Origin of the sequence: Vibrio harveyi NBRC 15634 = ATCC 14126 = KCTC 12724 (assembly GCF_001591145.1) — a bacterium.
GTDB classification, from domain to species: Bacteria; Pseudomonadota; Gammaproteobacteria; order Enterobacterales; family Vibrionaceae; genus Vibrio; species Vibrio harveyi.
In genome coordinates this window covers 60385-85826 of record NZ_BCUF01000023.1, presented here as the reverse complement: position 1 = coordinate 85826, position 25442 = coordinate 60385, and the positions used below count along the sequence as shown (strand labels likewise).

Sequence of the window (25442 nt, the reverse complement as noted above, 5' to 3'; positions counted from 1 at the left end):
CCCCGCCATTAACGGCGGGTTATTAATAAACCAAGGTAGAGAGCTTGATAACCGATGGTTATTATTGTTCTTGAGGGCGTTCGAGGTGACTAATGATCACTTCGGTCACGATATTACGTAACCAGTGCACGGTTTCGTTACGACGATTCTTATGATGGAAGTAAGCGTGCAAACATGGTTCTATCACCATACCATCCAACTCAATATCCAACCTACGTAGCTTATAAAGTTTATCAACATTGACGGTTTTTGATGCAGGAAACACCATATCAGAGTTTGCGACTACGTCGATGATGGCTGATGGAAGCTCTGATCTAAACGCAATTTTTGGCTCTACCCCTTTAATTTTCATGATCTTTTCTGAAAAAGAAATGTTCGAGTTCCAATCAGCAGCGATGACAGTTGCAAATTCTAGATCATTGCAATCAGATATCTGCAGTCGGTGACCTTGCAGAGGATGATCTTTTCGCACATAAGCACAGAATTCATCTTTAACGATCATTTTAGTCAGAAGCTCTTTGGGTGCATGGTTTATTTCGTAATTAACTCCTAACACAACTTCGTCCTTGATGATCTCTTCCATGGTTGAGCGAGACCAATTCAGCAAATGAATTTGGACATGAGGGGCAGCTTGCCTGATGGCTTGAAAGATCTCACTCGCGTAAGAACTAAGAATAAATGGTGCCAGAGCGATCTTTACCGTGCCGTTCATTTCCAGTGGGTTAAATGCCTTGGAACCATTTATCGTTATGGAAATATCGTCCAACAAAGGCGCTAAGCTCTCTGCAAGATCATTGGCATATTCGGTTGCTCGCAAACCATGGTGAGTTTTCACAAAAAGCTCATCTTCAAAATGATCACGCAATCTTTGTAGCGCTTTGCTCACGGCGGGTTGGGAAACAAACAAACGTTCAGCAGCGCGCCGCATATTGCGCTCTTGATGAAGAATGATGAATGTCCTGAGCAGGTTTAAGTCAAGAGTTGAGAATAGATCTTTAGCCATGTTCCACTTCGTTAATAACTTGAGGTTATTATTCAGCATAAGAACAGATTGGCGCAGTTTCCAACCGAAGTGCATGAATTCTTTGCGCTCGATAACTCTCTATGACAAAAAAATAACAAAACAGACAGTAAGATTATTTTGAAAAAAGGAATAAATGACGACGCAAATTTGTAAATGAACTCATTGTCTGACGCCATACATACATTACATTCCTGCTGTCAATGTATGAAGATCGTCGACTCGATAGGCAGCAAAGAAAAGAGATGATGGGGTGAAGTCTAGAGGAGATAGGAAAAGGTTAATGCCATCAAACATGGTGCGTTTAATGAGAAAGATAGAAAGCAAAAACGTTGGCTAAACACCAACATAAAGAAATTAAAAGACCTGACTTCAAACACTTTGAAATCAGGTCTAAACACACTCAAGAGCCAAACAGCCTCTTGGTTTTAGCTATTTACTGTGGTGTTACTTGCTCATTTGGATCAATGAGCGACCAATCAACCACTCTAGCTCTTTGTCACTGCCTGCGCCAAACTGGCTCTCAGCCATTTTGTACAAACGATCAATGCCGTTTGCCGCAAACTCGTGCGCGCTCTCAGAAGTAACAATATGGTGGAATAATAGACGCAAAATCGCTAAGAATTCAGAGTCTTCTAGAGCCGTGATCCAGCTCTTTGAAAACGCTTCTAGACCTTTATCGAATTCTAGATGTTCAACGAACATTTTGAAAATACGACCGTCTAAAGCGGCGGTAAAGTCCGTTTTCTTAGGGAAATGGTGGCTAATACCTGTACGCGATACACCTGTCTGCTGGCTTAACGTGGTGTAAGACATTTTGTCATAACCAAGTCTCAGAAGCTGATCAACAACGGCATCCATGATCTTCTGGATAGTGATTTCGGTATCTTCTTTACTACGCTTTGGCATATTTTAAGCTCTTCTCTTTGTAAATCCATCTAACTCACAATTAAATGAGGCCAGAATGAAAATCATCCTCAGCATTATGTACTGTATACCTCAAACATCAAAGTTAGAGGACCAATCATAACTAAACTGCACTGCGTAACGTGCAATTTACAGTGATATTTCTGTCAATACATGTGACTCAAAATATGGCGAAAAGTCCACTCCATCAAAACCTTGCACCAAATCATTCATCGAAACTATTCTCAGGCTAAGAATGATAATTATGTAAAAATAATTAATCCGGAAATAGTCTTATAAATTGAACCCCAGTTCAACTCACCTGACAGAAATCTCACGAATATCTAGGTTAATTGATTTTAAATATTGATACATATCACACTAATTTCCTTAAGGAAGTTCTAATAAAATTAGTTAACCCTCCATTAACAACATAACATACTGTCCTTTTTTTATCCAAAATCATTCATTTTTGTAGATAGAGATCAAATACCTGATAGAATACTGACAGTATTTACAAGAGGATTCGTTATGAGTGTCGAATTAGAAGAAAACCAAGTATGTGAAGCTTGCGGTTGCGCTGGTGAAATGGGTTTTATCATCAAAGAAGGCGACGATGTCGCTGACGTAACGATTTTCGCAGAGACTAAAGCAGCACTTGAAGCTGAGTTGGCGAAATACATCGAACTAGCAAAACAAGTTTGTGCAGGCGTTGAATACAACGTTTCTGAACTAACGGAAGATTCGAAAGAGCTTACTGCTCGATTCAAGTTTGAAGTAAGCGCTGAAAAGCTAATCTTCGAACTTAAGACTCGCTCTCTAGCGCGTTAATCGTCGATATTTCATCGTTAGATAGGTAAAAGCGAGCATCCAGCTCGCTTTTTTGATCTCTGATGAACCTATCTATTTCTTGTCTTTCTGAAACACAACCCACTTCAACGAGCCATTAGTTTCAAAATCATTTTCATCGGTACACATCAGTAGCACCCCATCTACGTTTAGCACTGCCCCAGTAGTGTAGGCTTTGTCGTCATAGTAACAAACACGCTGCCCTAGCTTACCGTCTGCCACCACTAACGCTTTTGAATCTGGCGTATTATAGGATTTCGCCATCGCAAAACTTGATAAAACAGCAGCAACGCTTGCAAGCAAAACAGAAATCGATCTTACGTTCATGAATATCCCCTTAATGAAGAGCCATAAAACTAACAAAGAAGTGCTTTCAGTTCTTGGCAGCATCTCATATTCTTGAGACATGGATAGGTAGCAGCCCCCCAAGCTTTACGTTATCCTTTTCTCGCTTTTACCAATACTGTGGTTGCTATGCGCATTTTCCCTCTTTTATTAGCTCTGGTGTTTTTCTCGAGCTCTTCTATCGCTTACGAGCTTGATTACTATGCTAAATTCGGTCATACCGACAACTACGGTAATATCGATCTCCGCAACAAGCCCTATACGACCCTACCTGATGGTCTTGTCGTAAAAGGAAACCTCAATATTTCCCAGACACCGATTACTAAACTTCCTAAAGGACTCGATGTTCAAGGCAGCCTTGAAGCAACGAATAGCGCCCTCAAAACGATAAGACCTGGAGTTAAAATTAAAGGCTATGCAAATTTGCTTGGTAGTAAAGTTGAACGCTGGCCTCGCGGTGTAAAACTGGGTGGTTATTTGAATTTAACCGATACCCCGTTAACTAACCTACCAGCAAGACTAAGAGTAAAAGGCGACTTGAGCGTCATTCGGACACCATTGACCGAACTACCAGAAGGATTGGTGGTGGATGGTAACCTCTATATAGGAGGTTCAAAGGTCACAACATTTCCTGACACCATGACAGTCAAAGGCAACATCTTCTTGGGAGGAAATCGAGTGACAAAGTGGCCAACGAATTTGACCTTAGGCGGTGCGGTTGCACCATAAAAGTAATTGAAGTGAGGAACGAGCTCAGAATCTAACAAATAACACGCCTGAGATAGATTCCGATTAGGTCCCGTTCCTCGCAATTGAATGTCCATTGCTACTTCGCGCAATGGACAATAGCAAGGTTATTCTTGGTTATTTACTGGGTTAGCGTAACTTGCAACCAAGTAACTGTGCGCACCTGTCGGTAGCTGTTCAAGTTTCTCTTGCAACTGAGATTTTACTGACTCAGTGATCGATTCGTCTTCACGACCCGCAGCGAGCAAGTTGATAGGGAATACGCGGTAGTTATTGTGGATTTGGCGATCGATTTCGTTTGCCAACTCATCCGGCGTCTCGAACTCTTGATCGATCACATCACCAAATGCGACATGCACTTTACCTTTGTAACCCACGATACCTTGGATGATGCTTTCAATATCTTCAAACTCACCTTTTTCATAACTGCCGTTCTCTGCTTTTTCATACAGTTCTTTAGCTTTTGCAATATCACAAGGGTCATTTTGGTAAGAGATAGAAACAGGCACAATCTTCAGTGAACGAGTGTATTCACCAAAGCTGATTTTTTGCTTACGACCTTCAACATGGAACATCTTCAAGATTGCTGGGTCAGTGAAATCATTACCGTCTTTCGCACGACCTTCTTTTTGCGCAATCCAGATTGAGTTACCGGTATCTAAAGAGTGCTTGATATAGCCCGACAGTAGACCAAGCGCTTTCATCATTTCACGTGGTGCTTTCGCAGAACGTTTTACGATAAAGCTCTTGTTGAGCCTCATTAGCTCCGTCGCACAAGGTTTCTTAAGCAGGTTATCACCAATCGCAATACGCACTGTACGGTGGTCTGTTTGATGTAAACCAAAGTTAACAAGCGCGGGGTCCATTGCGATATCGCGGTGATTAGAGACAAACAAGTACGATGTGTTCTTGTCGAGTTTGTCCAAACCAGAAAAAGTAACTCCGTCAGTAGTCGTATCTAGCGTGTCTTTAAGGTACTTCTTCACTTCTAGCTGAATGGCTTCCACAGAATCCAGTTTACTCCACTTCGCTTTTAAGTAGACACGGATAATCGGACTCATGAGTGTTTTGAACCACGCCGCTTTGTTTGCAAAACGGTGGTTTAAAATCGCACTGATAAACTCATCGTCTTTGATCAGGCGGTCCAGCGCAGCTGGAATTTCTTCGTCGTTGTATGGACGAATTTCAATATAAGGATCGTTATTGGCAGTCATTATTCAATTCATTTCAAAAAAAGCTGGCACATTTTACGCATTGTTTTGCCAACCCGCAGCATTTCAGACCATACTTTTAACATGGTCATACCAGTAGCATTACAATTTCTATTCGCAAAAAAATCTGTTATCCGGTTGGCAATTTAGGGGTTTAGCGTTACCCTTAGCGCCCCAAAAACTCTGGTATTCACAATGAACTACGCAATTGAATTTCACGACGCTAATTACCCTTTTCTTAATGTTGCTGCGCGTAAAAAAGCGCTAAAACACAGCTTGCTATCAGTAGTGGAAGGTTTGGCGATCATTAAATTGGGTAAACATGAGTATGCCATTGAACCGGGTCAACACTTCTGGATTCCTCAGGGATGTTTGAGCTCCCTCACCTTTTTACCTAACACACGAGTAACTCGCTGTGACTTCTCTGTGCGCTTAACTGATGCATTTGCTCAACAAGCAGGCTACGTGAAACTACCAGTGTTATTGTCAGCGCTGATTGAAAAGTTGGTGATGACAAAAGCACGCAGTGAACATCAACTCGACTTGCTAGCGGTTGTGAAACACGAAGTGCTAACACTCAAACCAATGCTTACCAGTTCAGCATTAACGGATTCTATCAATAAGTGGAAACCAGGCTGTGAATCTCAGATTTCCATTGAGCTTTGTCTAGTATTAACGCTTCGAGAAGCACGCAAGATGAAGTTATCCGGCAAAAAACAAGCGGATATCGTTGCGAAGCTATTTAACGACAATGAAGAAGAATACGAACAGCTTTGCTTTTTGGTGTTTGGGGAAGCGCTATAAAGGGTAAGTCGCAATAGAATACAAAAAGGACGCATCAATGTGCGTCCTTTTTATTTTGATTCGAATATTAAAACGGTACTTCGATCTGCATCATCCAATCAGCGTCATAGTATTCATGCCAGCGGTAATCAACACGCATTCGTGGTTCACTGCCGTTCTTGTCACCAAAGCCGATGCTGAACATTAAGCCATGACTTCTCAGCCACTCTTCTGTACTCATTTTGGCTTCATCATCACGCAATTCTTCTGGCATCCATAACCCGAGCCCAAAATAGTTACTATCTAAATTTTGAGTAAGTATTGGAGAGTCTTCAGACTTGAACGCCCATTGATCCCAGTAACTTTCTATCGGACCTTCTATCTGTTTTTCTGCGGTATACCAATTGAGCGTATCGATGCTAAGAACGCCAACACTGTCAAAGATGTCTTCACAAACTGGCATGGTGTTATCAGCAAATACAACGGAACGATCAGATAAATAGTTACATGCGGAACTCGCCTGTGTTGCCACAAGCATTGCGCATGCACTAAGTACGACGATTCTGACCATGAAAACCTGACCTCTCAGTTCTCAGATTACGATTGTTTATATAAGCCTTCGCTTAGCAATAATTCACTGACCGTTGATGTTGTATACCCGCTAATATCGTTACCTTCGAGCAATGCATTGCGAATATCGGTGCTCCTGATTTTCACTCTCTCAGGGCATGCCATCACAGTCCAACGTTCCGTAATTTCTTCTGCTTTGTAAAATTTAGCAAATTTGAAGAAATTATCAGGACCAATGACAAAAGTTATATCGGCTTGCGTGTGGATTTCTTGAATTTTTTCTAATAACGCAAAAGTCGTCACACTTTGTCCTGGTTGGTACAAAGTTTGCTCAAGGTCTGAGCGTTGAACATTAGAAAGCCCCATGTCTTTAATAAAGGCATCAACCAGTTTGCACCGAATTGGGTAATCCAACATATTTTTGCCCCAAGCGTGTGCAATGCTTGGTTCTAGTAGCACAAGATCAAAGTGGCTCAGTGACTCGATCACACTCTTGTGACCTAAGCTTGGTGGGTTAAATGCGCTGCCAAAAACGGCGATTTTTTTCATATCCGGTGATTACCTGGTTGAAGAGAGTTTTCTAATCCGATGAATTCGGTATGATACTACTAATCTTTAGAGCTTTTTGACACTAAAGCGACGTTTATAGACATCAACTGCATGGTTTATCGCCATTTGTGAACTATAAACGCCTGCGACAGTATGAATTTATTCACACTCACTTGGTGTCGTACATATTTGCAGGAAAAGGAACCCTAAATGGAACAATCCATCCGCGATGAAATGCGAGTACTCCCTTCTATCGATCCGCATTTCGAAATTGAACGCCGTGTCGCTTTTATTAAGCGTAAATTGCAAGAAGCAGGCTGTAAGTCTCTTGTTCTTGGCATTAGCGGTGGCGTTGACTCAACGACATGTGGTCGCTTGGCTCAACTGGCTGTAGACCAACTAAACGAAGAAGCTGGTGACAACAACTACCAGTTTATCGCTGTTCGTTTGCCTTATGGCGAACAAAAAGACGAAGATGAAGCACAGCTCGCACTTTCTTTCATCCAACCAACGCACTCTGTATCAGTAAACATTAAAGCTGGTGTCGATGGTCTCCATGCCGCTTCTCACGTCGCACTTGAAGGAACAGACCTTCTTCCAACGGATGCTGCAAAAGTGGACTTCGTGAAGGGTAACGTAAAAGCGCGTGCACGCATGGTCGCTCAATACGAAATTGCTGGTTACGTTGGTGGCTTGGTTCTTGGTACTGATCACTCAGCAGAAAACATCACTGGTTTTTACACTAAGTTCGGTGATGGCGCGTGCGATATGGCACCACTATTCGGCTTGAGCAAACGTCAAGTTCGCGAAGTTGCAGCAACATTGGGTGCACCTGAGCAACTTGTTAAGAAAGTACCAACGGCAGACTTAGAAGAGCTTGATCCTCAAAAAGCTGATGAAGATGCTCTGAGTTTAACTTACGAACAAATCGATGACTTCCTAGAAGGCAAGCCAGTATCTCAAGAAGTCAGCGAGCGCCTTGTGGCTATCTACAAAATGACTCAGCACAAGCGTCAGCCGATCCCAACGATCTACGACTAAATCACAATTGTGCACGTGAACGATTCGTTTTTAAATCGTTCAGCAATATATAAAAACGCCGCTAATTTAGCGGCGTTTTTGTTTGCTTGTTACAAGCAGTGTTTATGCTCAGCAACGTTAGTCTGTTAGCGTCACATCCGTTTCTGGAATAGCACAACACGCGAGCACTTTACCCATCGCGCGCTCTTCTGCGCTCAGTGCAGGCACGTCAGGATGCTCTACCTGTCCTGATTCTAATTGAACCTTACAAACACCACACAAGCCCGCACGACAACTATTGGTAATACTTTTACCGGCATTCTCAACTTGTTCAAGTAACGTTTGTTGGTTGTTACCCATCAACTTAAAGCCGTTGAATTCAATCTCAACACCTTTCTCTGGCTTAGCTTTTGTCGCTGCAACACCAAATGCTTCTTGATGATAATTGTCTTCTGGGAGACCCTTCTTAAACAATAGGTTTTTCGCCTTTTGCATAAAGCCGTCAGGACCACAAACAAACACTTGGCGCTGTTCAACATCTTTGATCTGTTTTATATGAGATAGACTGATTCGCCCCTTAAGACCAAACCAATCTATCGCAGGTTGCGTTAAGCAGATCTTTACATCCAACCCCGGGTGTTGGCGCTTTAACTCGTTTAACTCATCTTTGCACGGAATATCAATCTCGCTGCTGCACTGATGGTAGAACACCACATCATCGAGTTGGTTGTGATCAGCCAAATAACGAACCATCGACAGCATTGGTGTTACGCCGCTACCAGCAGATAACAGCAATAGAGGCTGAACAGAATGCTCTTTTAGATGAAATTGACCATCTGGTGTTTCCGCTTCCAGAACATCCCCCACTTGTAGGTTGTCAAGCAAAGCATTGGATACGCGCCCACCAGAAACACGTTTCACCGAAATTGCGTAGCGTCCCGGGCGAGACGGGCTAGATGACAGCGTATAACGACGCCCTACTTTCTTACCGTCTATATCCACTTCAATAGGTAAATGCTGTCCCGGTAAGTACGTTGGTAATTGACCTTTGCTTGGCTCAAGCCACAAGGTGACAAAGTCGCGTGCGATTTCTTCTCGTTCGACACAAGTTAGCGTCATTCGCTGAGGAGAGTTGTCTGGATAGAACTCTGGCTCTTTGTATTCCAGCACTTCAACTTTGTCACCAGAACGAATAATGCCTTCGTTCAGAGCAACAAGGTTTTGACCGAAGAACACGCCCCCACGCTCGTTTGCACGAAACTCTTGCAATGTCTTCAGTGGTTCTTTGCTTTCTCGAAATGTGCCTCGCTGAGTATTAACGGTAGTTAGAATACATCGCTCACATGGTTTTACTGATTCAAATTCCACTTCGCCAATGCGAATACGCTTCCATGAGTCTTCTTCAAATGGCTTGGTATCAGATACCACAAGGTTGGTTCGGAATTGATCCATTGAGTGCAGCTCAGAGCTTCTGCGGTTTAATTCTTCCAGTGATGCCTCACTGATGACAAGTACTGGGTAGCCATCGGCAAAGCTGACGTTGTGACCCAGTTTCTCTCTTATGCGATTTGATTGCTCACCAGTAAAAAGTAACTCGACGCGAAGACCTAATACTTTGCTAAACCAATCATCCGCTTCATCCGTGGTGGTATATGCTGTAAAACTGTCTTTCCAAACCGTTGCAGGTGCTTCCTGCATTTTGAAATCTTGATAGCGAATCTTTAGTGGCTCTTCGCCAAGACTGGTAAACACCACTCCGTCTGGCAACAGCGCGGACTTGATGGTCACCATTTGAGGGAACTTTCGAGCTGTCACCATTGAGCCATCTGACGTCGCAATCATAAATCGACGATCAAAACTCAATCCTTGTTTTTCTACCCAAGCGGAAGATAACGCAACGCCTCCGACGGATTTGACTGGAAAAACATTAATTTGGGACAAAACTGATTGCGACATAGCCTTCTTCCTACAGGTACTTTCTCATTATTGGACTATCATATCCTTATAACAGTTATGACCCAAGCCTCTATAAAATATCGATTTATAACCGCACCTTCGTCAGTCACCCGATATGACACTTGCTTTGCAGGTGGAAGAACTTCTTTTTATGAATGGAGTTCCATAAATTTGCATAGTATTGACGAAACTAGGATTGCCAAGATGTGATATAGAGCACATAATTCGCCAACTTTTTGACACTATAAATAATCTATCCGGAGCATAGACCATGGATACTAATAAACTGATTCTAATTCTACTTTGTATCTTCCTTCCGCCAGTGGCGGTTTACATGGAAAAAGGTCTAGAGAAAGACTTCTTCATCAACCTAATCCTGACTTTCTTCTTCTTCCTACCCGGCACAATTCACGCGCTTTGGTTGACGATGAAGTAACCAACTGAGCTCCTACCGTAAAGAAATGTGAAAAATGGGGTGAAATAGAACTGCAATTCCTCTATCATCCTGTCGCCTAAGCGCAAGCGTTTGCTCTTGAGGTAAATGCAGCGTTTAGGCTCCAAACATAACTTTTTAATGGTGGGAGCAATTAATGACAACACTGACTATTACTCGTCCTGACGATTGGCACGTTCACTTACGCGATGGTGAAGTTCTAAAAGATACCGTTCGCGATATTAGCCGTTATAACGGCCGTGCGCTGATCATGCCAAACACCGTCCCACCAGTGACCAATACTGAAATGGCATTAGCCTACCGTGATCGAATCCTTGCTGAGCAACACGGCGAGCAATTCGAACCTCTTATGGCGCTATACCTGACAGACAACACCACGCCAGACGAAATCCGCAAAGCCAAAGCAACAGGCAAAATTGTCGCAGCAAAGCTTTACCCAGCAGGTGCAACCACCAACTCTGATTCTGGCGTAACCGATGCAAAGAACATCTACCACGTTTTTGAAGCGATGGAAGAAGTTGGCATGCTGCTTTTGGTTCATGGAGAAGTGACTCACAACCACGTTGATATTTTTGACCGTGAGAAGGAATTCCTAGACACGGTTCTTGCTCCTATCGTTAACGACTTCCCTAACCTAAAAATCGTTCTTGAACACATCACGACGGCGGATGCCGCAAACTTCGTTAAGAACGCTTCTGATAACATCGCAGCAACCATCACTGCTCACCACCTGCTGTTCAACCGCAACCACATGCTAGTCGGTGGCATTAAGCCTCACTTCTACTGCCTGCCAATCCTTAAGCGCAATACCCACCAACAAGCGCTTATCGAAGCAGCAACAGGCGGTAGCAAGAAATTCTTCCTAGGTACAGATTCAGCGCCGCACGCAAAAGGCGCAAAAGAATCAGCTTGTGGTTGTGCAGGTTCTTATACCGCACACGCAGCACTAGAACTTTATGCAGAAGTGTTTGAGAATGAAGGCAAACTCGAAAACCTAGAAGCATTCGCAAGCTTAAATGGTCCTGATTTTTACGGCATCGCTCGCAACTCAGACACAGTAACGCTAGAAAAAGCAGCTTGGGATGTACCAGAAACGATGCCGTTTGGTAGCGACATCGTTGTGCCAATTCGTGCAAATGAAAAGATTGAGTGGGAAGTGAAGTAATCATCTCCACGAAATAAAAATGGGTCATGCCATCATATTCGATATGGAAACGCATGACCCTTTTCTTTTGGCTCCTATAAAGCCTTATGTCTACTGTCTACTGTCTACTGTCTACAGAGTAATTATTTACCACGAACTTTCTCTACTAAAGTCCAAGCTGCAACCACAACCAAGCCAGCGATGACACCAATCACACCATTAAGCAATGTCGGCACAATCGCCGTCGCAATCGTATGACCACGGAAATCCATGATGATCGGTTCAATCAGATGATGAATTGCAGGCACGTTATGGACAACAATACCGCCCCCAACAAGGAACATTGCCGCAGTACCCACCACAGCAAGCATCTTCATCAACTTAGGCGCAAACGCCACTAATGCTCCACCTAGCTTGGCTTTCAGTCCTTCACCATTTGATGTGCGTTCTAGGTAAAAACCTAAGTCATCAAGCTTAACGATGCCAGCGACTAAGCCGTAAACACCAATGGTCATCAATACCGCGATTAAGCTGACCACAAGAATTTGCGTTACGATGCTTGAGCCTGTCACCGTACCCAAAGCAATCACGATGATTTCTGCAGAGAGGATAAAGTCAGTACGAATCGCACCGGCGACCTTTCTCTTCTCGTACTCTTCAACCGATTCTCCGGTATTGAGCTCTTCTTTCTTCTCTTCATGTTGGTGCGCATGAGGAAAAAGCTTTTCTAAGATCTTCTCAGCCCCTTCAAAGCAAAGAAACAAACCACCAATGAGAAGTAATGGCATGATCAGCCAAGGAATGAAGGCACTGATCAACAACGCCGATGGCACTAGAATCAGTTTGTTTTTAAACGACCCTTTTGCCACCGCCCAAACCACCGGGATTTCTCGTTCTGACGCTACGCCAGACACCTGTTGCGCATTTAGCGCTAAATCGTCGCCCAGTACACCAGCGGTCTTTTTCGCCGCCATCTTCGACATCAACGCGACATCATCCAATACAGCTGCAATGTCATCCAACAGTGTTAGTAAACTTGCTCCAGCCATTTATTTATCTCTTTTATGGAATTGAATAAGTAACAAAATGTAACACCAATAAACTACTCAGCAAAGTTATGATTTCGCAAAGAATAAGGTCACAAATTGTGTTTTCTATTGCCGTGGCTTTGAGACAGGACTAGTCTTGTCTTACCTTTCACGCACACAAAAGAAAAAGTATAGATGAAAAGCGGATACACTTACCCAATTGGTACCCCAGGTCAGTCATGGGGTGAAGCAGAACGTAAAGCTTGGCGTGAGCAACGTGACGTAAAACGTAGCTACCAAGAAGAAGTCGTGACCAAAATTGATGCTCTTCGCGAGCGTTTTGATGTTGAGCAATACGGCGCACTCTCTTACGACGAAGCGCGCTTCCCTCTGTTTTGTATCAAGACTCGTAACTGGGATGCTGCAAAACCGGTTGTTTTAGTAACTGGCGGCGTACATGGCTACGAGACAAGTGGCGTACATGGTGCGCTGAAGTTTGTTGATACGCAGGCAGAGCGTTATGCAGAACACTTCAATATTGTCGTTGCACCATGTGTCAGCCCTTGGGGGTACGAGGTGATCAACCGCTGGAACCCAAATGCGATTGACCCAAACCGCTCTTTCTACGCAAATAGCCCTGCGGAAGAGTCAGCTAACTTGATTAAGCTTGTTGCGACCTTAGGTGATGTTCTAATGCACATCGACCTGCACGAAACCACCGATTCTGACGAGACCGAATTCCGCCCTGCACTTGCAGCACGTGATGGTCTTGAATACATCGAAGGCATGATCCCAGATGGTTTCTACACGGTGGGCGATACAGAAAACCCGCAACCTGAGTTCCAAAAAGCCGTCATCGAGTCAGTAGCGAAAGTAACGCACATTGCACCTGCTGACGATAAAGGCGAAATCATTGGTTCGCCAGTGGTGCAATTTGGTGTGATTAATTACCCAATGGTGAAACTGGGTCTGTGTGGCGGCGTCACCAACTGCACTTACGGCACTACAACAGAAGTTTACCCAGACAGCCCGAAAGTCACTGATGAAGAGTGTAACGACGCTCAAGTTGCAGCAGTTGTAGGTGGTTTAGATTACGTGCTTACTCAGCTATAACAAGCGGTTCTTATATTGCTCCGGTGTAATGCCGGAGTATTTCTTAAACATGGCGATAAAAGGACTGGCCTGGTTGTAACCCAATGTCAACGCCACCTCTTTTACGGTTTGCCCCTTCCTTAACAACTCCATCGAATGCAAGTAACGCACTCGCAATCGCCACTCGGTAAAACTCATCCCTAACTCACTTTGGCAATGGCGAGCTAAAGTGCGCTCCGTGGTATGAACCTTTTCCGCCCATTCCCCCAAGCTAATTTCATCAGTTGGCGCTTCTTCGACGGCTTTAAGAATTGGCTCCAGATATTTGTTGTCTGTGGTTGGCAAAAAGTGATGTTCGACTTCTTGTTTGGCTAGCTGATCCAACAAGACCTGAACGAGGCGTTTATCTTCTTCGCTCTTAGCAACATTAATATCACGCTGGCGAAAGTCTTCCACAATCGCCGAAACAATGGGCGTCACTTTGATCAAGCTCGTTTTGGATGGAAAGTGCTGAGTCAACTCTGGGTCGATATTTAACGAGCAGTATTCCAAAGGCTTACGATTATAACTAGTGTGACGGATCCCAGCTGGTACCCAAATCGCAAGATGCGGAGGCGCTAAGAAACGTGTGTCTTCCGCATCCATTTCTAGAATACCGCCACTGATCAGTTGAACTTGTCCCCACGGGTGGCTGTGAATGCGAGTTTCTGTATTCGACAAAAAGGCTTCAAAATTCATAAACACATCTGATGGTGCTCTGTCGATTGATAATGACGGATGAAGATTCCTTGTGCTCTTTTTCAAATTTGTCTTCCTATCGCTTACGATGTCTTTCCAGAGATACTTTTCATTATAAAGACCTGTCAGACTAGCGCCATTAATTATTCTGCGATGAGGTTCTCATGGTTTATTTGCTTCCGTTTTTTACTGTCATGATTTGGGGTGGGAATTCCATCGTAAATAAAATGGCAGCAAGTGCCATCGAACCTAGCGCAATGAGTTTCTACCGTTGGTTTGTTGCTATGGTACTTTTAACGCCATTTTGCTTACCAGCAGTGATCAAACAGCGCCATGTGATTCGCCCATACTTGGCTAAATTGGCTTTCCTCGCACTATTAGGCATGGTGCTAAACCAATCCCTAGGTTATTACGCAGGGCTAACAACGACCGCTTCTAATATGGCACTGATTACGTCTCTCGTTCCTTTGATCAGTGTTTTCTTGAGTGTACCTTTACTTGGCAAGTCGATTTCCATGCTGAGCGTGGCAGGTGGTGTGATTTCATTAGGCGGCTTGGCGTTTATGTTAGGGCACGGCGATATCACCTACTTCCTGCATCAAGATATGACGCAAGGTGACAGCTTGATGCTGCTGGCTGCGCTTTGCTACGCAATTTATTGTGTGTTACTAAAACGCTGGAAGATGCCTTTCAACAGTATGACTTTGGTTTACATGCAAGGCTTTTTCTCATTGGTTATGCTTGCGCCATTGTGGCTAAGCAGCGATCAACTTCTACCAAGCCAAAGCGCATTACCTTTAATTGCTTACGCTGGTATTGCCGCGTCTATCTTTGCTCCATTGATGTGGGTAAAAGCGATTGACTTGATTGGTGCTGACTCAAGTGCCATGTTCATGAACCTGATGCCTGTGGTTTCGGTAGCTCTCGCTTCAACCATGCTGGGGGAAGAGGTGCATGTTTACCACATCATTGGCGGTATGTTGGTTATCTCTGGCGTTATCTTGTCGCAAATTAAAGTACGTAGAAAAGGCAAAGTCATCGACCCAGAAGCTCAAACTGCAACGAGCTCATAGCAACTAAAAAGAAAAGAGCCATGATGGCTCTTTTCTTTTTGCTTTCATTTGGATTAAAGGGCTTCAGCCTGCTTTTCCAATTCTTTGCTTGTCTTTTGGCTCACAAACTCTTTGTATAGCGCCGCTTTATCCGTTGGATCAATATCCGTTCCTGCCGTTACAGCAGAGTTAAACATCTTTTCTGATTCAATCTTTGGCATGACTACTAGCGCACAAATTTGCTCTACACCACCAATTTCAACCAGTGATACTTGCTCAACTTGGCTCTTTTGAATTGAAGTATTAGTTATTTGCTTAGCGATTTGCTCAAAAGATGTGCCAGAGGTTTGACCGTCAACTGAGCTATCAATTTTTTGATAGTTCTTCTCTAACACACTGACTTTAATATCAAGGTTTTGCGCAAGCGTGTTACGTGCTAGAGAGATAGCGTGGTTACGATCAACAGAAAAGTTACCTGACGCCGTAACACAGTTTGACGCTGCAAAGCCATTCGCTGAAGTTGGGTTTAGTACCCAGCTAGGCACATTGCTGCCTTTGTTGGTTTCCACTTTCGCCGTGTTTTCAGAACCACTTTGACTCGCACAACCAGATAAGATCACTGCGCTGATTGCAGCGGTAAGAATTTGATATTTCATCTTCAATTCCTTTTAGATAATTGAGTTGGACTGCGCATGATAGGTTTTCATTCTATCGTTGACCTTTTTGAGATATTTGCGAGTCTCGTTATAAGGTAAGTTCTTGATAAGGTGCTCATATACTTCATCAGAACTCATGGTATTGATTTTCTTAATCGCACTAGAAACACGTCGCTCACCAAATGCTTTGGCCACGTTACCTGACCCGGTGTTGTAAGCCGCTATCACACTGTAAGTCGCACTTTGTGGGTCTTTAATGCCTTTTAGGTATCGACTCTGAAGAATTTTTAGATACGCCGTGCCAGTTTCGATATTCAAATTGGGATCGTATAAGTCATTCGCTCTCATCGGCTTATCTTTACCGCGATATAGCTTATTCACATCATGACCAGCGGTTGTCGGCACGATTTGCATCAGCCCGTATGCTGGCACATGAGATTTTGCCTTCGGGTTGAAATGCGACTCTTCGTGCATGATTGCCAAAACAAGTGCAGGCGGTAGTTCTCGCTTTGCACTTTCTTGTTGAATCGCAGGAAGGTACTGATTGGCGCGGTTCGCCAGTGATGATTTTGGAATCTTAACCTTATACTCAACAATCTTTTTAGGCTGTTGCTTTAGCTGCTTTTCTTGCAGAGCTAATTCTTGCTTCACAGCAGCAATGCGTTTTTCTTCCAGCTTCACCATTTGTTGTTTTTGCTGAACAATCACTTGCTCTTGCTTTTGTTCACTTAACACTGCACTTTTCTCAGCAGCAAAGATGTCAAGTTGACTCATTTGGCGCTCAGTTTGCGCCTCAATCTCTTTCTTCACCTCTTCGAAAGTCTTTGGTTCTACTTTAATTTCCTCAACGAAAACCATTGTGGGCTCAGCTTTTTTAGGTTGAGTTACACCAACTTCTTCAAACACCTTGGCGTTTTTCTCGATAACGGCATTGACGACTTCAGCTTCAACAACTGGAGCTTCGGCTTTTTCTTCTTCCGCAGGCGGTAAGTAGCTAACCGTAATCTCACCTTTCTCCAAATCAACAACGGTTCGTGCGTTATGTTGTTCGTCATAAACCACTACCACATCCGGAGAAGGTATTTTGGTGTCACCCCATTTTTGAATAGAGGCTTTCTGTTTTTTGTCCCAGTCCGCTAAGTAAGCTTGCTGCCATTGATTGAACTCTTGAATTTGGGCGGCATACCATTGCTCAAACTCATCCGTATCATCAGCGGTTAATTGTTCGATTTCTTGGTCCAGTTCAGCAAAAGGATCATTTGCAAAACTTGGTTGCATCACAATTAGGTTTAACAACGCAGCCAGTGCGCAATATTTCAATTTCATAAATTGAGTTACCGTAATTTGTTAAATCAGAAATAAGAAGACAGATCTCCGACACTCTCAGCTTGTTGCTCAAACATTTGATCTTCAATGTCTATCACCAAACGCTCGCATTCTTTGCTTGAGCACTGCTTTGCGATGAACAAGCTTTCCTCAAGTTCTCCTTGCTCAAACTGCCATTGAGCTAGCCAGTGCTTGATTTCACTGTTGGAAATTGCGGAAACATCGACATACTGCTGATAGTAATTTTCAGCTTTGGTCACGTCTGATTGAGATAAGAGCAAGGTGACTAAACCTGCGGCATCCATTGCAACGCTAGGTTCTTTGATGATCAACGGTAATATCGGCTTAATGTGCTGGTACTGCTTGGTTGAGTAATACGCAATGGCATAGTTCAGCGCTGTGGTTTGGAGATTGGTTTTGTAGCCAGTATCATTCACATTCGCACGGCACTGAGCTTGACTCTTACTCACTGAAGAAAACTGAATATTGGTCAGTTCGTAAGTTAGACTCGCAAAAGGCCACGAATCTAAAGTTTCACGAATGAAACCACCTTCAAGCAACTTGTCTTCGTATTTTTTGCGAAGCTCTAAACCGAGCCCTTTACGACACAATGACTTCATTTGTTTCGTGGTCAGTTCATGCTGTCTTTTCACTTCAACTGACACTTCTGAGTCACTGGTTTTAAGCTCATAATCCGTGCCGTTGAATGACCAAGAATGAGAGTCGGAAGCAAAAACTGGTAGACCTAAAAGGCCTACCAGAACAAGCAAGTATCTGTGGTTACAGATCATTTGCGTTACTCACTTGACCAGATGGTCCTTGAGTATTGTTGCTTCCGTCAGTCAAACCGCCAGTTGTTGAAATTTTGTGGTCTGAGCTTGCGTTTTGACCTTCACGAACGCGCTTTTTGTTTTCTGCAGCTGCTTGCTTTGCCGTCGCCTCTAGAGAAGGGGCATAAACCGCAACGGCTAACATCCAGTCACCATCGCTACTCTTAAAGGTTTTAACAGAAACACCTGGAGGAACTTGACCCGCTGCAAATGACTTGTACGAATCAAAGCTCTTGATGTTGTTCATGAACGTGTGTTTGTCTTCTGCCAATACTTTCGCATCTGCTGGGTTAACGCTCTCAGGTGGGTACTCGAACTGTTCATTCTTCTCTAACTGGTTCTCTGTGAAACCACCTTCCCAGTAAACTTGTTCACCTTGCATTACTGCAATCAGACCGTTTCTCGCTTTTGCTTGCGCTTGAGATTTAGACATACCAAGCAGCTTGCGTTTCACGCTCTTATTCTTGTTGTCACGAATGATCGAAGAACCGAAACCAAGTACAAACGACTCGCCCGTTTCAGCGTTGGTAATCACTTTCGCACCAACAGGAGGCATCACACCCGCCTGCAGATCAGCGATGATTTGTTTGAAAATCACGTTTGGTTCTGTAGTCTGAGTCAGAGCGCCCACTTTACGCTTCGTTTGCTCACGTGTTTTCGGCGTTGAAATCAAACTAACACGAACTAGGTTTTCACTTGGATCATCATACACATCGAACGTCACGTAACCTGCCAACGCGCCTTTTACTGACTCAGCACAGTTATCGCTCATCATGCTTGTGGTGTTTGCCGCGCCTTCTGTCGCAGTATCAATCACATCCATGGTTTCGTTGATCGCTGTCGCACACATGTTGCTCATGCCTTCCATGTTTTCCACTAATTGCTTTTTCGCAATTTGGAAAGCTTTCATGTATGCACCACGCTTAGATAACAACGTCGCGTTACGGTTTTCGTAAGTTTCGTAGCTACCAGAACCCGTAGATAGAATACCGATACCCGAGCCAACTGCGATCATCTTAACGCCATCACCTTCGTCTTCGATCAGGCTTTGGTGAGCAACAAGTACCGCGGCTTTCGGGTCTGCCGCCACAACTAGATCACCCACCTCTTTTACGTCATCTGTATTTACAGCTTGTGTTTCAGAAGGTGCACCGGTTGCAGGAACGAGATCATTAAGGTCAAAATCTACATTTGCATGTGCAGAACCAAAGGCACTTGCTAGTACCAATGAAAGAAGTGTTTTTTTAAACATAAATATCCTGTAGAGGTCTCAAAGCACGTTGATTTGGTAATCGTTCAAAACACGTAGCTTGGACTGATAATTTGGCTGATGAATGCGCAACGTTGGCTGGATAAACTGAGCAAGGTCATTGGCGTTGTTTAATGAGCGAAGTCGGACAATCACCTTGCCAGAACGACTTTCAATCTTGATATCAGAAACGCCGTTAATCGCACTAAGCAAGGTATAAAGTTGACCTTGTTGACCCGCCGCTTTCGGCGTAAAAATCAATTCTCTAACCGGTCCACCACGCATTGCCATTTTTTGGACGGCGCTATGTAACGCTTGAGTCAACATTTTCTGGTTTTGATCGACAGCCAAGTGCACTGACGCTAGTTCATTCAGCATCCCCTCTTTGTTAGGAAGGGTCATCAGTGTTGGATCGTTGTGCCAATTACCGTATTCATTACCCGCTCGGTCTAATAGCTTAGCCGCCAATTCCAACTGCAAGCCGGAAGGCGTCACTTTCTCTTTTTCTTGAACTTGAAGAATGATGGTTGCCTGCTCTGGAGTACCAGAGAGATCGAAGCCCATCTGAGCAAGAGAGCTACTGAACGTGGTTTGAACAACCGGAAGGTGCGCATCCACGTAAACGGCAGGTTGCCCTAAACTCTTGATAAGTTGAGCGATCTTAGCCTCAACCTTTTGGCGTTCAACAGACACATCGAGCGTCACGACAAGCACACCATTTGGTTTAGTTTGGCTAGAAATTTCGCTCCAACCAGTAATCATACCTTGCGATTGCATTGATAAGGATTGGACAGCCACATCATGCAAGTTAAAGTCATCACTGACCGCATTTGCCGACATGCTTGAATAGGTTTGCTGAAGGTAGCCAGATTTAACCATCACGCCCAAAACTTGGCTGATAGCACGACGAAATGCATCTTGCTCGGCCGCTTGGCGCGCACTTAAACCTTGCTTAGCGTTCGGGATACCCTCACCGATGACCACAACAGAAACCGTCGAGTCAGAACCCCAAACAATACCCTCGTCTGAGTCTTCTTCTGTTTGCGTTGGTGGCATAAGACGCACATTCACACAGGTATCATCGCCGTAGATCTCAGGTTGCCCAAAATCCGCAGTGATCATCCCTCTCTCGATTCCAGTTACTAACATTTCTCGAGCAGCTTGATTAAACTGTTCGTTGAGTAATTCGGAATCTTCAGAAGATAAAGAAAGTGAAACCTGCCCATTTAAAAACAGTCGCAGGTTATTGATCGCATCCGCTTTCGCCCCCTCTATCGCTAACGCACCACGACCATAGGCGCACCCCTGCTCAACAAGAGCCAGTGTTGACTGGCTCTTATCAAGTTCAAGCGCAGCTGCAGGTGCAGCCGAAAGCAATCCACCGAGGGTAAGACTAAGACTTATCCCTTTTGCGCCCATGTGCTGCGTTCCTTCATGAATTCCATCGGGACACCGACGCTAACTGCAAAGATTCGACGCTGACGATCTGGACGGTAAATACCCTGCTCAGCTTCGTCTTTCACTTGTTCAGCAAGCTTACTGTCTTTCCAGCGTACGATTTTGCCTTGAGCACTTTGTTGACTAGGGTTAACCGTCGCCACACCGATTGGCTCAACAAAACCTGCACTGTACTCAAATACAACCATGGTTTCATTTGGTAATACACCAGCATTTTGACCACGATCTAGCGAGATTCGGTCGCCTTTAATGCCCATAACTTGTGCTGTTGCTGGCATCTCTTTTAGCAGACGAGTCAACATGATATCGAAACCACGTGATGCCATTTCGTTCATCACAGAATCAACGTCTTTACTACTGGTGTAGTTAAAACCGCGGTAGTAGTCACCATTTGCGATTACGGTTGTGAAGCTTTCCTTATCACGAACATCAAAGTTAGAAACGCGGATCTTACCGATATTCGGGTAGCTCAGCTTTTCACGAGTGTACGGGTCAATAACACCCGTCGTCATTTCCATTGATGTTTGGAATAAAGACTGCGTAGAACCAAAGAGCATATCGCCAGTTTTAAGCACGTCGACCTTCATGATGTAGTCCGTCGATAACTTGTCACGACCACTCATTTTTTGTGCGACTTTTACTGCACCTTCATCGGCAAGAATCTCTTCCATCGCCGCGTTTACTGACTTAGTGTCACGCGTCAAGATACGGAAACGGTTCACACCCGCAAATTGGTTTTCTAACGTGTTCTCAAGCGCTTTCGTTTCGAACTTACCAATACTTGAATGCATTGCATTGAATACATCGGCAGATTTGCCTTGAAGGTTCTCGCTAACGTCAGTTTGAACGTCACCGAAGTAAAGGCGAATAGTCTTTTTAGCTAACGGACAACGGCTGTCTTTCTCGTTTGCTTCGTAAGTACAGAATTGAAGACCTTGAGTGTTGAAGTATGCTGGAACTTCGATGTCACTGTTGGTGAATTCAAACGCTGACTTACCAATGATTAAAGACGAGTTGCCTGCGTTACTCTCAACTGCGTAAGTTTGTTGGCTGGGCGTGCTATTACACCCAGCCAAAACAAGACCAGCAGCGACAAGTGTTGCGATCTTTGAATATTTCATTACGACTTAACTTTCTCTGCTAAAACTTTGTCTAGGTTCTCTAGTTGCTCGATTGTGTTTTGGTCTAGAGAAATCATGTCGTTTGCGTCGTAAACAAGAAGAGAACGTGCTTTCATCTCGTTGTAAGCTTCAACAACTGGCACTTCTTCTTTTGCTTCTGCATCCGCTTCACCTTCTTCTTCAGACTCGTTCGATAGGAAAGAAAGTGCGTTGCCTAAACCCGCCATTGCAGAATCTTGCGCAATTACTGCCGCGTTGTCTGAAGCAATAATTGCAATTTCAGCCGCCTCAAGCGCGATGTCTTTCGCTAGCTCAACGTTCTTGTCAAAGATTGAATCAGACGCCGCTTTGTACGCTTCAACTTGTGGGCGAATTTTCTTGTTTTCAGCTTTGCCTTCATCGAATTCATTCATCGCAACAAGAAGCTCTTCGTCACTCTTATCAGCATTGATCTTTAGGAAACCTGCTACGTCTGCATGCTTGTCTGCTAGTGTGCGGTAGTCTTGGAATACAGCACATTGACGCTCTTGAATCGACACCATCACTTTAGATACTTTGTCTACAGCGTAAGATACTGGTGTGTACTCAGAGCCTAGCTCAGTACAAGATTTAACAAGAGCTGCACTCATTTCGTTGCGGTCAACCGTCGCAGACTCCATACCTGGCATTGAAGAACAACCTGCTAGTGCGGTAGCAAATAGAGAAGCCATGACTGTTTTTTTAAACATTTCTGTATCCTTTAGATCAATACTGAATAGATAGATTTATTAGTAAGCTTTTTAATTATTTTTTGCTCAGCAGCGTGTTTTGCCGCCGCAGAGCTAGCTTGGGATTTACCTAACACGGTGATCACCTTTTGGGTCACCATATGAGATGAATTTGAATCGAAGACTTTAAGTTGAATACTTTGCTTGGCGACAAAGTCTTTCCCTTGTCGTCCCTGCTGGGATTTCGTCTTGATATAAACGGAGATGCCACCATGATTCGACGCAAATGCGTGACGTGATAGCAACTCGTGAATTTGATGAGAAAAAGCATCATTCGATGCGACAAACGAAATCGAGAGCATTTCTCTCTTCGCGTTCATCGTTTCGCTAATCTGTAGGTGTTGTGCACGGTATGACTGTGCAGCATCGGAATCTAAAATACCGAGCATATCGAGCTGAACGGCACTTTTCGTCATTAGCTCTTCAGCATGAAAGTAGTCCTTCACACCACGCCAGTTGTTGTTGAGATTTTTAAGTTTTATCGCAGCCGTTTGGTACGAGACCGTCAAATCATGCTCAACCTGTTTCTGCCAGGTTTTCTTACTCAGCCGATAGCGATACTCACAACCTTTCTCGCCACATTCATGACTTAAAACTTCCAAGTGAGGGATTTCAATTGGAAGTGAATGTATGGATGAATCCTGAGAAAAAGAGGAGTCAACACCATGGGAAGTCTTAACAATAGATGACTTTTCATTCACTTCGATAACACTAATCAAGTTAAGTGCCAATTGCTTCTTAGCATCTTTTAGAGCTACATGTTCAGCGTCACCAAACCCTGAAGCATACAGATACCCAGAGTCCACCCCTGCATATATCTTTATACTAATTAGTGAGATAGCTAAACTAAGACTTAAAAAACGGAACAAGAGACTAACCATAAAGTGTTATTTAAAAACGGGCAGAACCATACGAAATAATTAAACCGTATGCAATTGAGCAAACAATCACCAAATAGCATTCCCAATGAATATTTATTCACAAATAAAATTATGTGATATTAATTCCACAATTACAGATCCTTACACAACCCTTACAAACAAAGACACATCATTCTCAAAAATAAGATAAACAACAAAACAGATATTCAATTAATTGAATTAGTGCGCTTTTTATCAATAGCGTATTTTTTTAATAAGTGTGACTTATGTTTTATCTATAAAATGATAAAACTCGATTTTTGAAGGATTTTTAGCCAGCTTTCGGATTGCTTAATCCAACTCGAAGCGACACTGATGTGATAAATGTTTTGCTGACGTATTTAAGAGTCGTTGCATTGCTGTTACATTGAAGCTAAACAACGCACAAAGGAATGACAGATGAGCAGTGGTCAAAGAGACATTACCCTTCGTTTTCTTGCAGAACCTGGAGACGTAAACTTCGGTGGCAAAGTACACGGCGGCGCCGTAATGAAGTGGATCGATTTAGCAGCTTACGCATGCAGTGCAGCTTGGAGTGGAAAATACTGCATTACCGCGTACGCAGGTGGTATTCGCTTTGTCGCCCCAATTCATGTTGGGAATTTAGTCGAGGTCAGTGCCAAGGTCATTTATACGGGGCGCAGTTCAATGCACATTGCTATTGATGTACAAGCTAGCGATCCAAAAGAATTGAAAAACCGCCTTACAACACATTGCATCGTCATCATGGTTGCGGTTGACGAAGACGGAAAGCCAACTGATGTTCCTAAGTGGATACCGGAGTCTGAAGAAGATAAAGCGCTCGAACAATCGGCTATTCGCCTAATGAATATGCGCAAGCAGATTGGCGAAGAAATGGAAGCTCACGTCAAATATCTCAAATAAATCAACTTATATACCCAAGTGTCCTCCAGACACTTGGGTGTACCCGTGAAGTAATGTCATGGTTCTGTCATTCACTTCATGCCAGGTTCAAATTGTCATAAATCTTTCACTTTGATTTGGTTAAATCCACCCACAATTTTGGTGTTGGGTAGAGTTTGGATCTTGAGCTTAAAAAAGACCACGTTAAGTGAAAATACATTAACCAATTTAAAAGCGGTCGAATATCAGTGGGTCAGAACCATGTATGTCGAAGGCTATAACGAAGAAGAAATTAACCATTACATACAAACTTGTTTTGGTGGTGACTCAACTTTTGCCGATCTATTCCGCCGTGTTGCTCTACAGCAAGAAAGTTTATATACCTTACTTCAATATGTAGGCTGTGCTCCCTCTAGCCGCGAGTTTTAACGCTTTCTCAGAAAATCCAGCTCCTTCCCTCTAAATACGCTTAAATTAATTCTGTGAAGTGATACGCAGGGCATTCTGATGTCACTGTGTAATCCATTGCAAACTGGTTAGTCTGTATCGGAAACAAGAAAGCATAGAGATTCTACGGGTATAAAAAAACCTGAGTCGAGACTCAGGTTATGGTTACAAGAAACTGTTAGTGATTAAAGCGTAAGGAACTAAGCTAACAGCCAGCTATGCGTAACGCCAATAAAGCCTGATATTACTGATCGGCGGCCAAACCAAAAGCGTAATATCGATGCTAAATATAAGGGCGACCATTTGGTCGCCCTTTTCTAGTTATTCTTTTCTCTCAGA

General features: G+C 43.6%; 27 protein-coding genes. 10 read left to right on the top strand and 17 right to left on the bottom strand.

Annotation, left to right across the window (positions count from 1 at the left end; genetic code table 11):
- Positions 1-61: 61 nt before the first annotated feature.
- The gene (locus tag VHA02S_RS13555; protein WP_009697126.1) at positions 62-1003 is read right to left on the bottom strand and encodes a LysR family transcriptional regulator; all 942 of its coding nucleotides are present in this window, start codon (positions 1001-1003) and stop codon (positions 62-64) included.
- Positions 1004-1468: 465 nt separating this feature from the next.
- The gene (locus VHA02S_RS13550) at positions 1469-1930 is read right to left on the bottom strand and encodes a TetR/AcrR family transcriptional regulator (protein ID WP_005453451.1); all 462 of its coding nucleotides are present in this window, start codon (positions 1928-1930) and stop codon (positions 1469-1471) included.
- A gap of 528 nt (positions 1931-2458) precedes the next feature.
- On the opposite strand from VHA02S_RS13550, the gene VHA02S_RS13545 reads away from it, so the two are divergent.
- Complete coding sequence (locus tag VHA02S_RS13545) at positions 2459-2758, top strand: YfcZ/YiiS family protein (RefSeq protein WP_017188691.1); 300 nt, start codon at positions 2459-2461, stop codon at positions 2756-2758.
- A 72-nt stretch (positions 2759-2830) separates the two neighbouring features.
- Here the strand turns inward: VHA02S_RS13545 and VHA02S_RS13540 are convergent, their stop codons facing one another.
- Positions 2831-3103 carry a YnjH family protein gene (locus tag VHA02S_RS13540; RefSeq protein WP_026000170.1) on the bottom strand — a complete coding sequence of 91 codons (273 nt, stop codon included), beginning with the start codon at positions 3101-3103 and terminating at the stop codon, positions 2831-2833.
- Between the two features lie 147 nt (positions 3104-3250).
- Between VHA02S_RS13540 and VHA02S_RS13535 the strand changes: the two genes are divergently transcribed.
- Positions 3251-3850, top strand: a complete 600-nt coding sequence (locus VHA02S_RS13535; RefSeq protein WP_017819336.1) for a hypothetical protein — start codon at positions 3251-3253, stop codon at positions 3848-3850.
- 125 nt (positions 3851-3975) lie between these two features.
- Here the strand turns inward: VHA02S_RS13535 and VHA02S_RS13530 are convergent, their stop codons facing one another.
- Positions 3976-5082 carry a 1-acyl-sn-glycerol-3-phosphate acyltransferase gene (locus tag VHA02S_RS13530; protein ID WP_005453443.1) on the bottom strand — a complete coding sequence of 369 codons (1107 nt, stop codon included), beginning with the start codon at positions 5080-5082 and terminating at the stop codon, positions 3976-3978.
- A gap of 192 nt (positions 5083-5274) precedes the next feature.
- Between VHA02S_RS13530 and VHA02S_RS13525 the strand changes: the two genes are divergently transcribed.
- On the top strand, positions 5275-5883 hold the full coding sequence (locus tag VHA02S_RS13525) for a cupin domain-containing protein (protein WP_009697130.1): 609 nt from the start codon (positions 5275-5277) through the stop codon (positions 5881-5883).
- 67 nt (positions 5884-5950) lie between these two features.
- On the opposite strand, the gene VHA02S_RS13520 is transcribed toward VHA02S_RS13525, so the two are convergent.
- Together VHA02S_RS13520 and VHA02S_RS13515 are read right to left on the bottom strand one after the other, a co-directional pair.
- The gene (locus VHA02S_RS13520) at positions 5951-6433 is read right to left on the bottom strand and encodes a hypothetical protein (RefSeq protein ID WP_038899240.1); all 483 of its coding nucleotides are present in this window, start codon (positions 6431-6433) and stop codon (positions 5951-5953) included.
- A gap of 26 nt (positions 6434-6459) precedes the next feature.
- Complete coding sequence (locus tag VHA02S_RS13515) at positions 6460-6981, bottom strand: nicotinate-nicotinamide nucleotide adenylyltransferase (protein ID WP_009697132.1); 522 nt, start codon at positions 6979-6981, stop codon at positions 6460-6462.
- A gap of 210 nt (positions 6982-7191) precedes the next feature.
- On the opposite strand from VHA02S_RS13515, the gene nadE reads away from it, so the two are divergent.
- Complete coding sequence (gene nadE, locus VHA02S_RS13510; RefSeq protein ID WP_038899239.1) at positions 7192-8022, top strand: NAD(+) synthase; 831 nt, start codon at positions 7192-7194, stop codon at positions 8020-8022.
- 117 nt (positions 8023-8139) lie between these two features.
- Here nadE and VHA02S_RS13505 read toward each other — a convergent pair whose 3' ends face one another.
- Positions 8140-9957, bottom strand: a complete 1818-nt coding sequence (locus VHA02S_RS13505; protein WP_038899238.1) for a hybrid-cluster NAD(P)-dependent oxidoreductase — start codon at positions 9955-9957, stop codon at positions 8140-8142.
- Between the two features lie 271 nt (positions 9958-10228).
- Between VHA02S_RS13505 and VHA02S_RS25380 the strand changes: the two genes are divergently transcribed.
- A complete protein-coding gene (locus tag VHA02S_RS25380; protein WP_005453437.1) occupies positions 10229-10393 on the top strand; it encodes a YqaE/Pmp3 family membrane protein in 165 nt (54 codons plus the stop codon).
- A gap of 154 nt (positions 10394-10547) precedes the next feature.
- Positions 10548-11576, top strand: coding sequence for a dihydroorotase (pyrC, locus tag VHA02S_RS13500; protein WP_038899237.1), 1029 nt, complete (start codon positions 10548-10550; stop codon positions 11574-11576).
- Positions 11577-11698: 122 nt separating this feature from the next.
- On the opposite strand, the gene VHA02S_RS13495 is transcribed toward pyrC, so the two are convergent.
- A complete protein-coding gene (locus tag VHA02S_RS13495; protein WP_009697135.1) occupies positions 11699-12604 on the bottom strand; it encodes a DUF808 domain-containing protein in 906 nt (301 codons plus the stop codon).
- Positions 12605-12778: 174 nt separating this feature from the next.
- Between VHA02S_RS13495 and VHA02S_RS13490 the strand changes: the two genes are divergently transcribed.
- A complete protein-coding gene (locus tag VHA02S_RS13490; RefSeq protein WP_005453433.1) occupies positions 12779-13696 on the top strand; it encodes a M14 family metallopeptidase in 918 nt (305 codons plus the stop codon).
- On the opposite strand, the gene VHA02S_RS13485 is transcribed toward VHA02S_RS13490, so the two are convergent.
- Positions 13691-14479: an AraC family transcriptional regulator gene (locus tag VHA02S_RS13485; RefSeq protein ID WP_005453431.1), complete on the bottom strand. Its 789-nt coding sequence runs from the start codon at positions 14477-14479 to the stop codon at positions 13691-13693. The genes VHA02S_RS13490 and VHA02S_RS13485 overlap by 6 nt on opposite strands.
- 98 nt (positions 14480-14577) lie before the next feature.
- Between VHA02S_RS13485 and VHA02S_RS13480 the strand changes: the two genes are divergently transcribed.
- Positions 14578-15486 (top strand): DMT family transporter, encoded by a 909-nt coding sequence (locus VHA02S_RS13480; protein WP_009697137.1) that lies wholly within the window; start codon positions 14578-14580, stop codon positions 15484-15486.
- 53 nt (positions 15487-15539) lie between these two features.
- On the opposite strand, the gene VHA02S_RS13475 is transcribed toward VHA02S_RS13480, so the two are convergent.
- Genes VHA02S_RS13475 through VHA02S_RS13440 form a run of 8 tightly spaced genes read right to left on the bottom strand, consistent with a single transcriptional unit; the run spans position 15540 to position 23741 of the window.
- Entirely contained in the window at positions 15540-16121 is a 582-nt protein-coding gene (locus VHA02S_RS13475) for a hypothetical protein (protein WP_005453426.1), read from the bottom strand.
- A gap of 12 nt (positions 16122-16133) precedes the next feature.
- Positions 16134-17447, bottom strand: a complete 1314-nt coding sequence (locus VHA02S_RS13470; RefSeq protein ID WP_038899236.1) for a transglycosylase SLT domain-containing protein — start codon at positions 17445-17447, stop codon at positions 16134-16136.
- A 26-nt stretch (positions 17448-17473) separates the two neighbouring features.
- On the bottom strand, positions 17474-18238 hold the full coding sequence (locus tag VHA02S_RS13465) for a hypothetical protein (RefSeq protein ID WP_017188684.1): 765 nt from the start codon (positions 18236-18238) through the stop codon (positions 17474-17476).
- Entirely contained in the window at positions 18228-19529 is a 1302-nt protein-coding gene (locus VHA02S_RS13460; protein ID WP_038899235.1) for a hypothetical protein, read from the bottom strand. Before VHA02S_RS13460 ends, VHA02S_RS13465 begins: the two co-directional genes overlap by 11 nt.
- A gap of 18 nt (positions 19530-19547) precedes the next feature.
- Positions 19548-20945, bottom strand: coding sequence for a hypothetical protein (locus VHA02S_RS13455; protein ID WP_017188683.1), 1398 nt, complete (start codon positions 20943-20945; stop codon positions 19548-19550).
- Positions 20927-22105 (bottom strand): hypothetical protein, encoded by a 1179-nt coding sequence (locus tag VHA02S_RS13450; RefSeq protein ID WP_038899234.1) that lies wholly within the window; start codon positions 22103-22105, stop codon positions 20927-20929. Before VHA02S_RS13450 ends, VHA02S_RS13455 begins: the two co-directional genes overlap by 19 nt.
- The gene (locus VHA02S_RS13445; protein WP_009697141.1) at positions 22105-22833 is read right to left on the bottom strand and encodes a hypothetical protein; all 729 of its coding nucleotides are present in this window, start codon (positions 22831-22833) and stop codon (positions 22105-22107) included. Before VHA02S_RS13445 ends, VHA02S_RS13450 begins: the two co-directional genes overlap by 1 nt.
- Positions 22834-22844: 11 nt before the next feature.
- On the bottom strand, positions 22845-23741 hold the full coding sequence (locus VHA02S_RS13440; protein ID WP_227740476.1) for a hypothetical protein: 897 nt from the start codon (positions 23739-23741) through the stop codon (positions 22845-22847).
- A gap of 450 nt (positions 23742-24191) precedes the next feature.
- Between VHA02S_RS13440 and VHA02S_RS13435 the strand changes: the two genes are divergently transcribed.
- Positions 24192-24677 (top strand): acyl-CoA thioesterase, encoded by a 486-nt coding sequence (locus tag VHA02S_RS13435; RefSeq protein ID WP_038899233.1) that lies wholly within the window; start codon positions 24192-24194, stop codon positions 24675-24677.
- 162 nt (positions 24678-24839) lie between these two features.
- Positions 24840-25085 carry a hypothetical protein gene (locus VHA02S_RS13430; protein WP_005453409.1) on the top strand — a complete coding sequence of 82 codons (246 nt, stop codon included), beginning with the start codon at positions 24840-24842 and terminating at the stop codon, positions 25083-25085.
- Positions 25086-25442 lie beyond the last annotated feature (357 nt).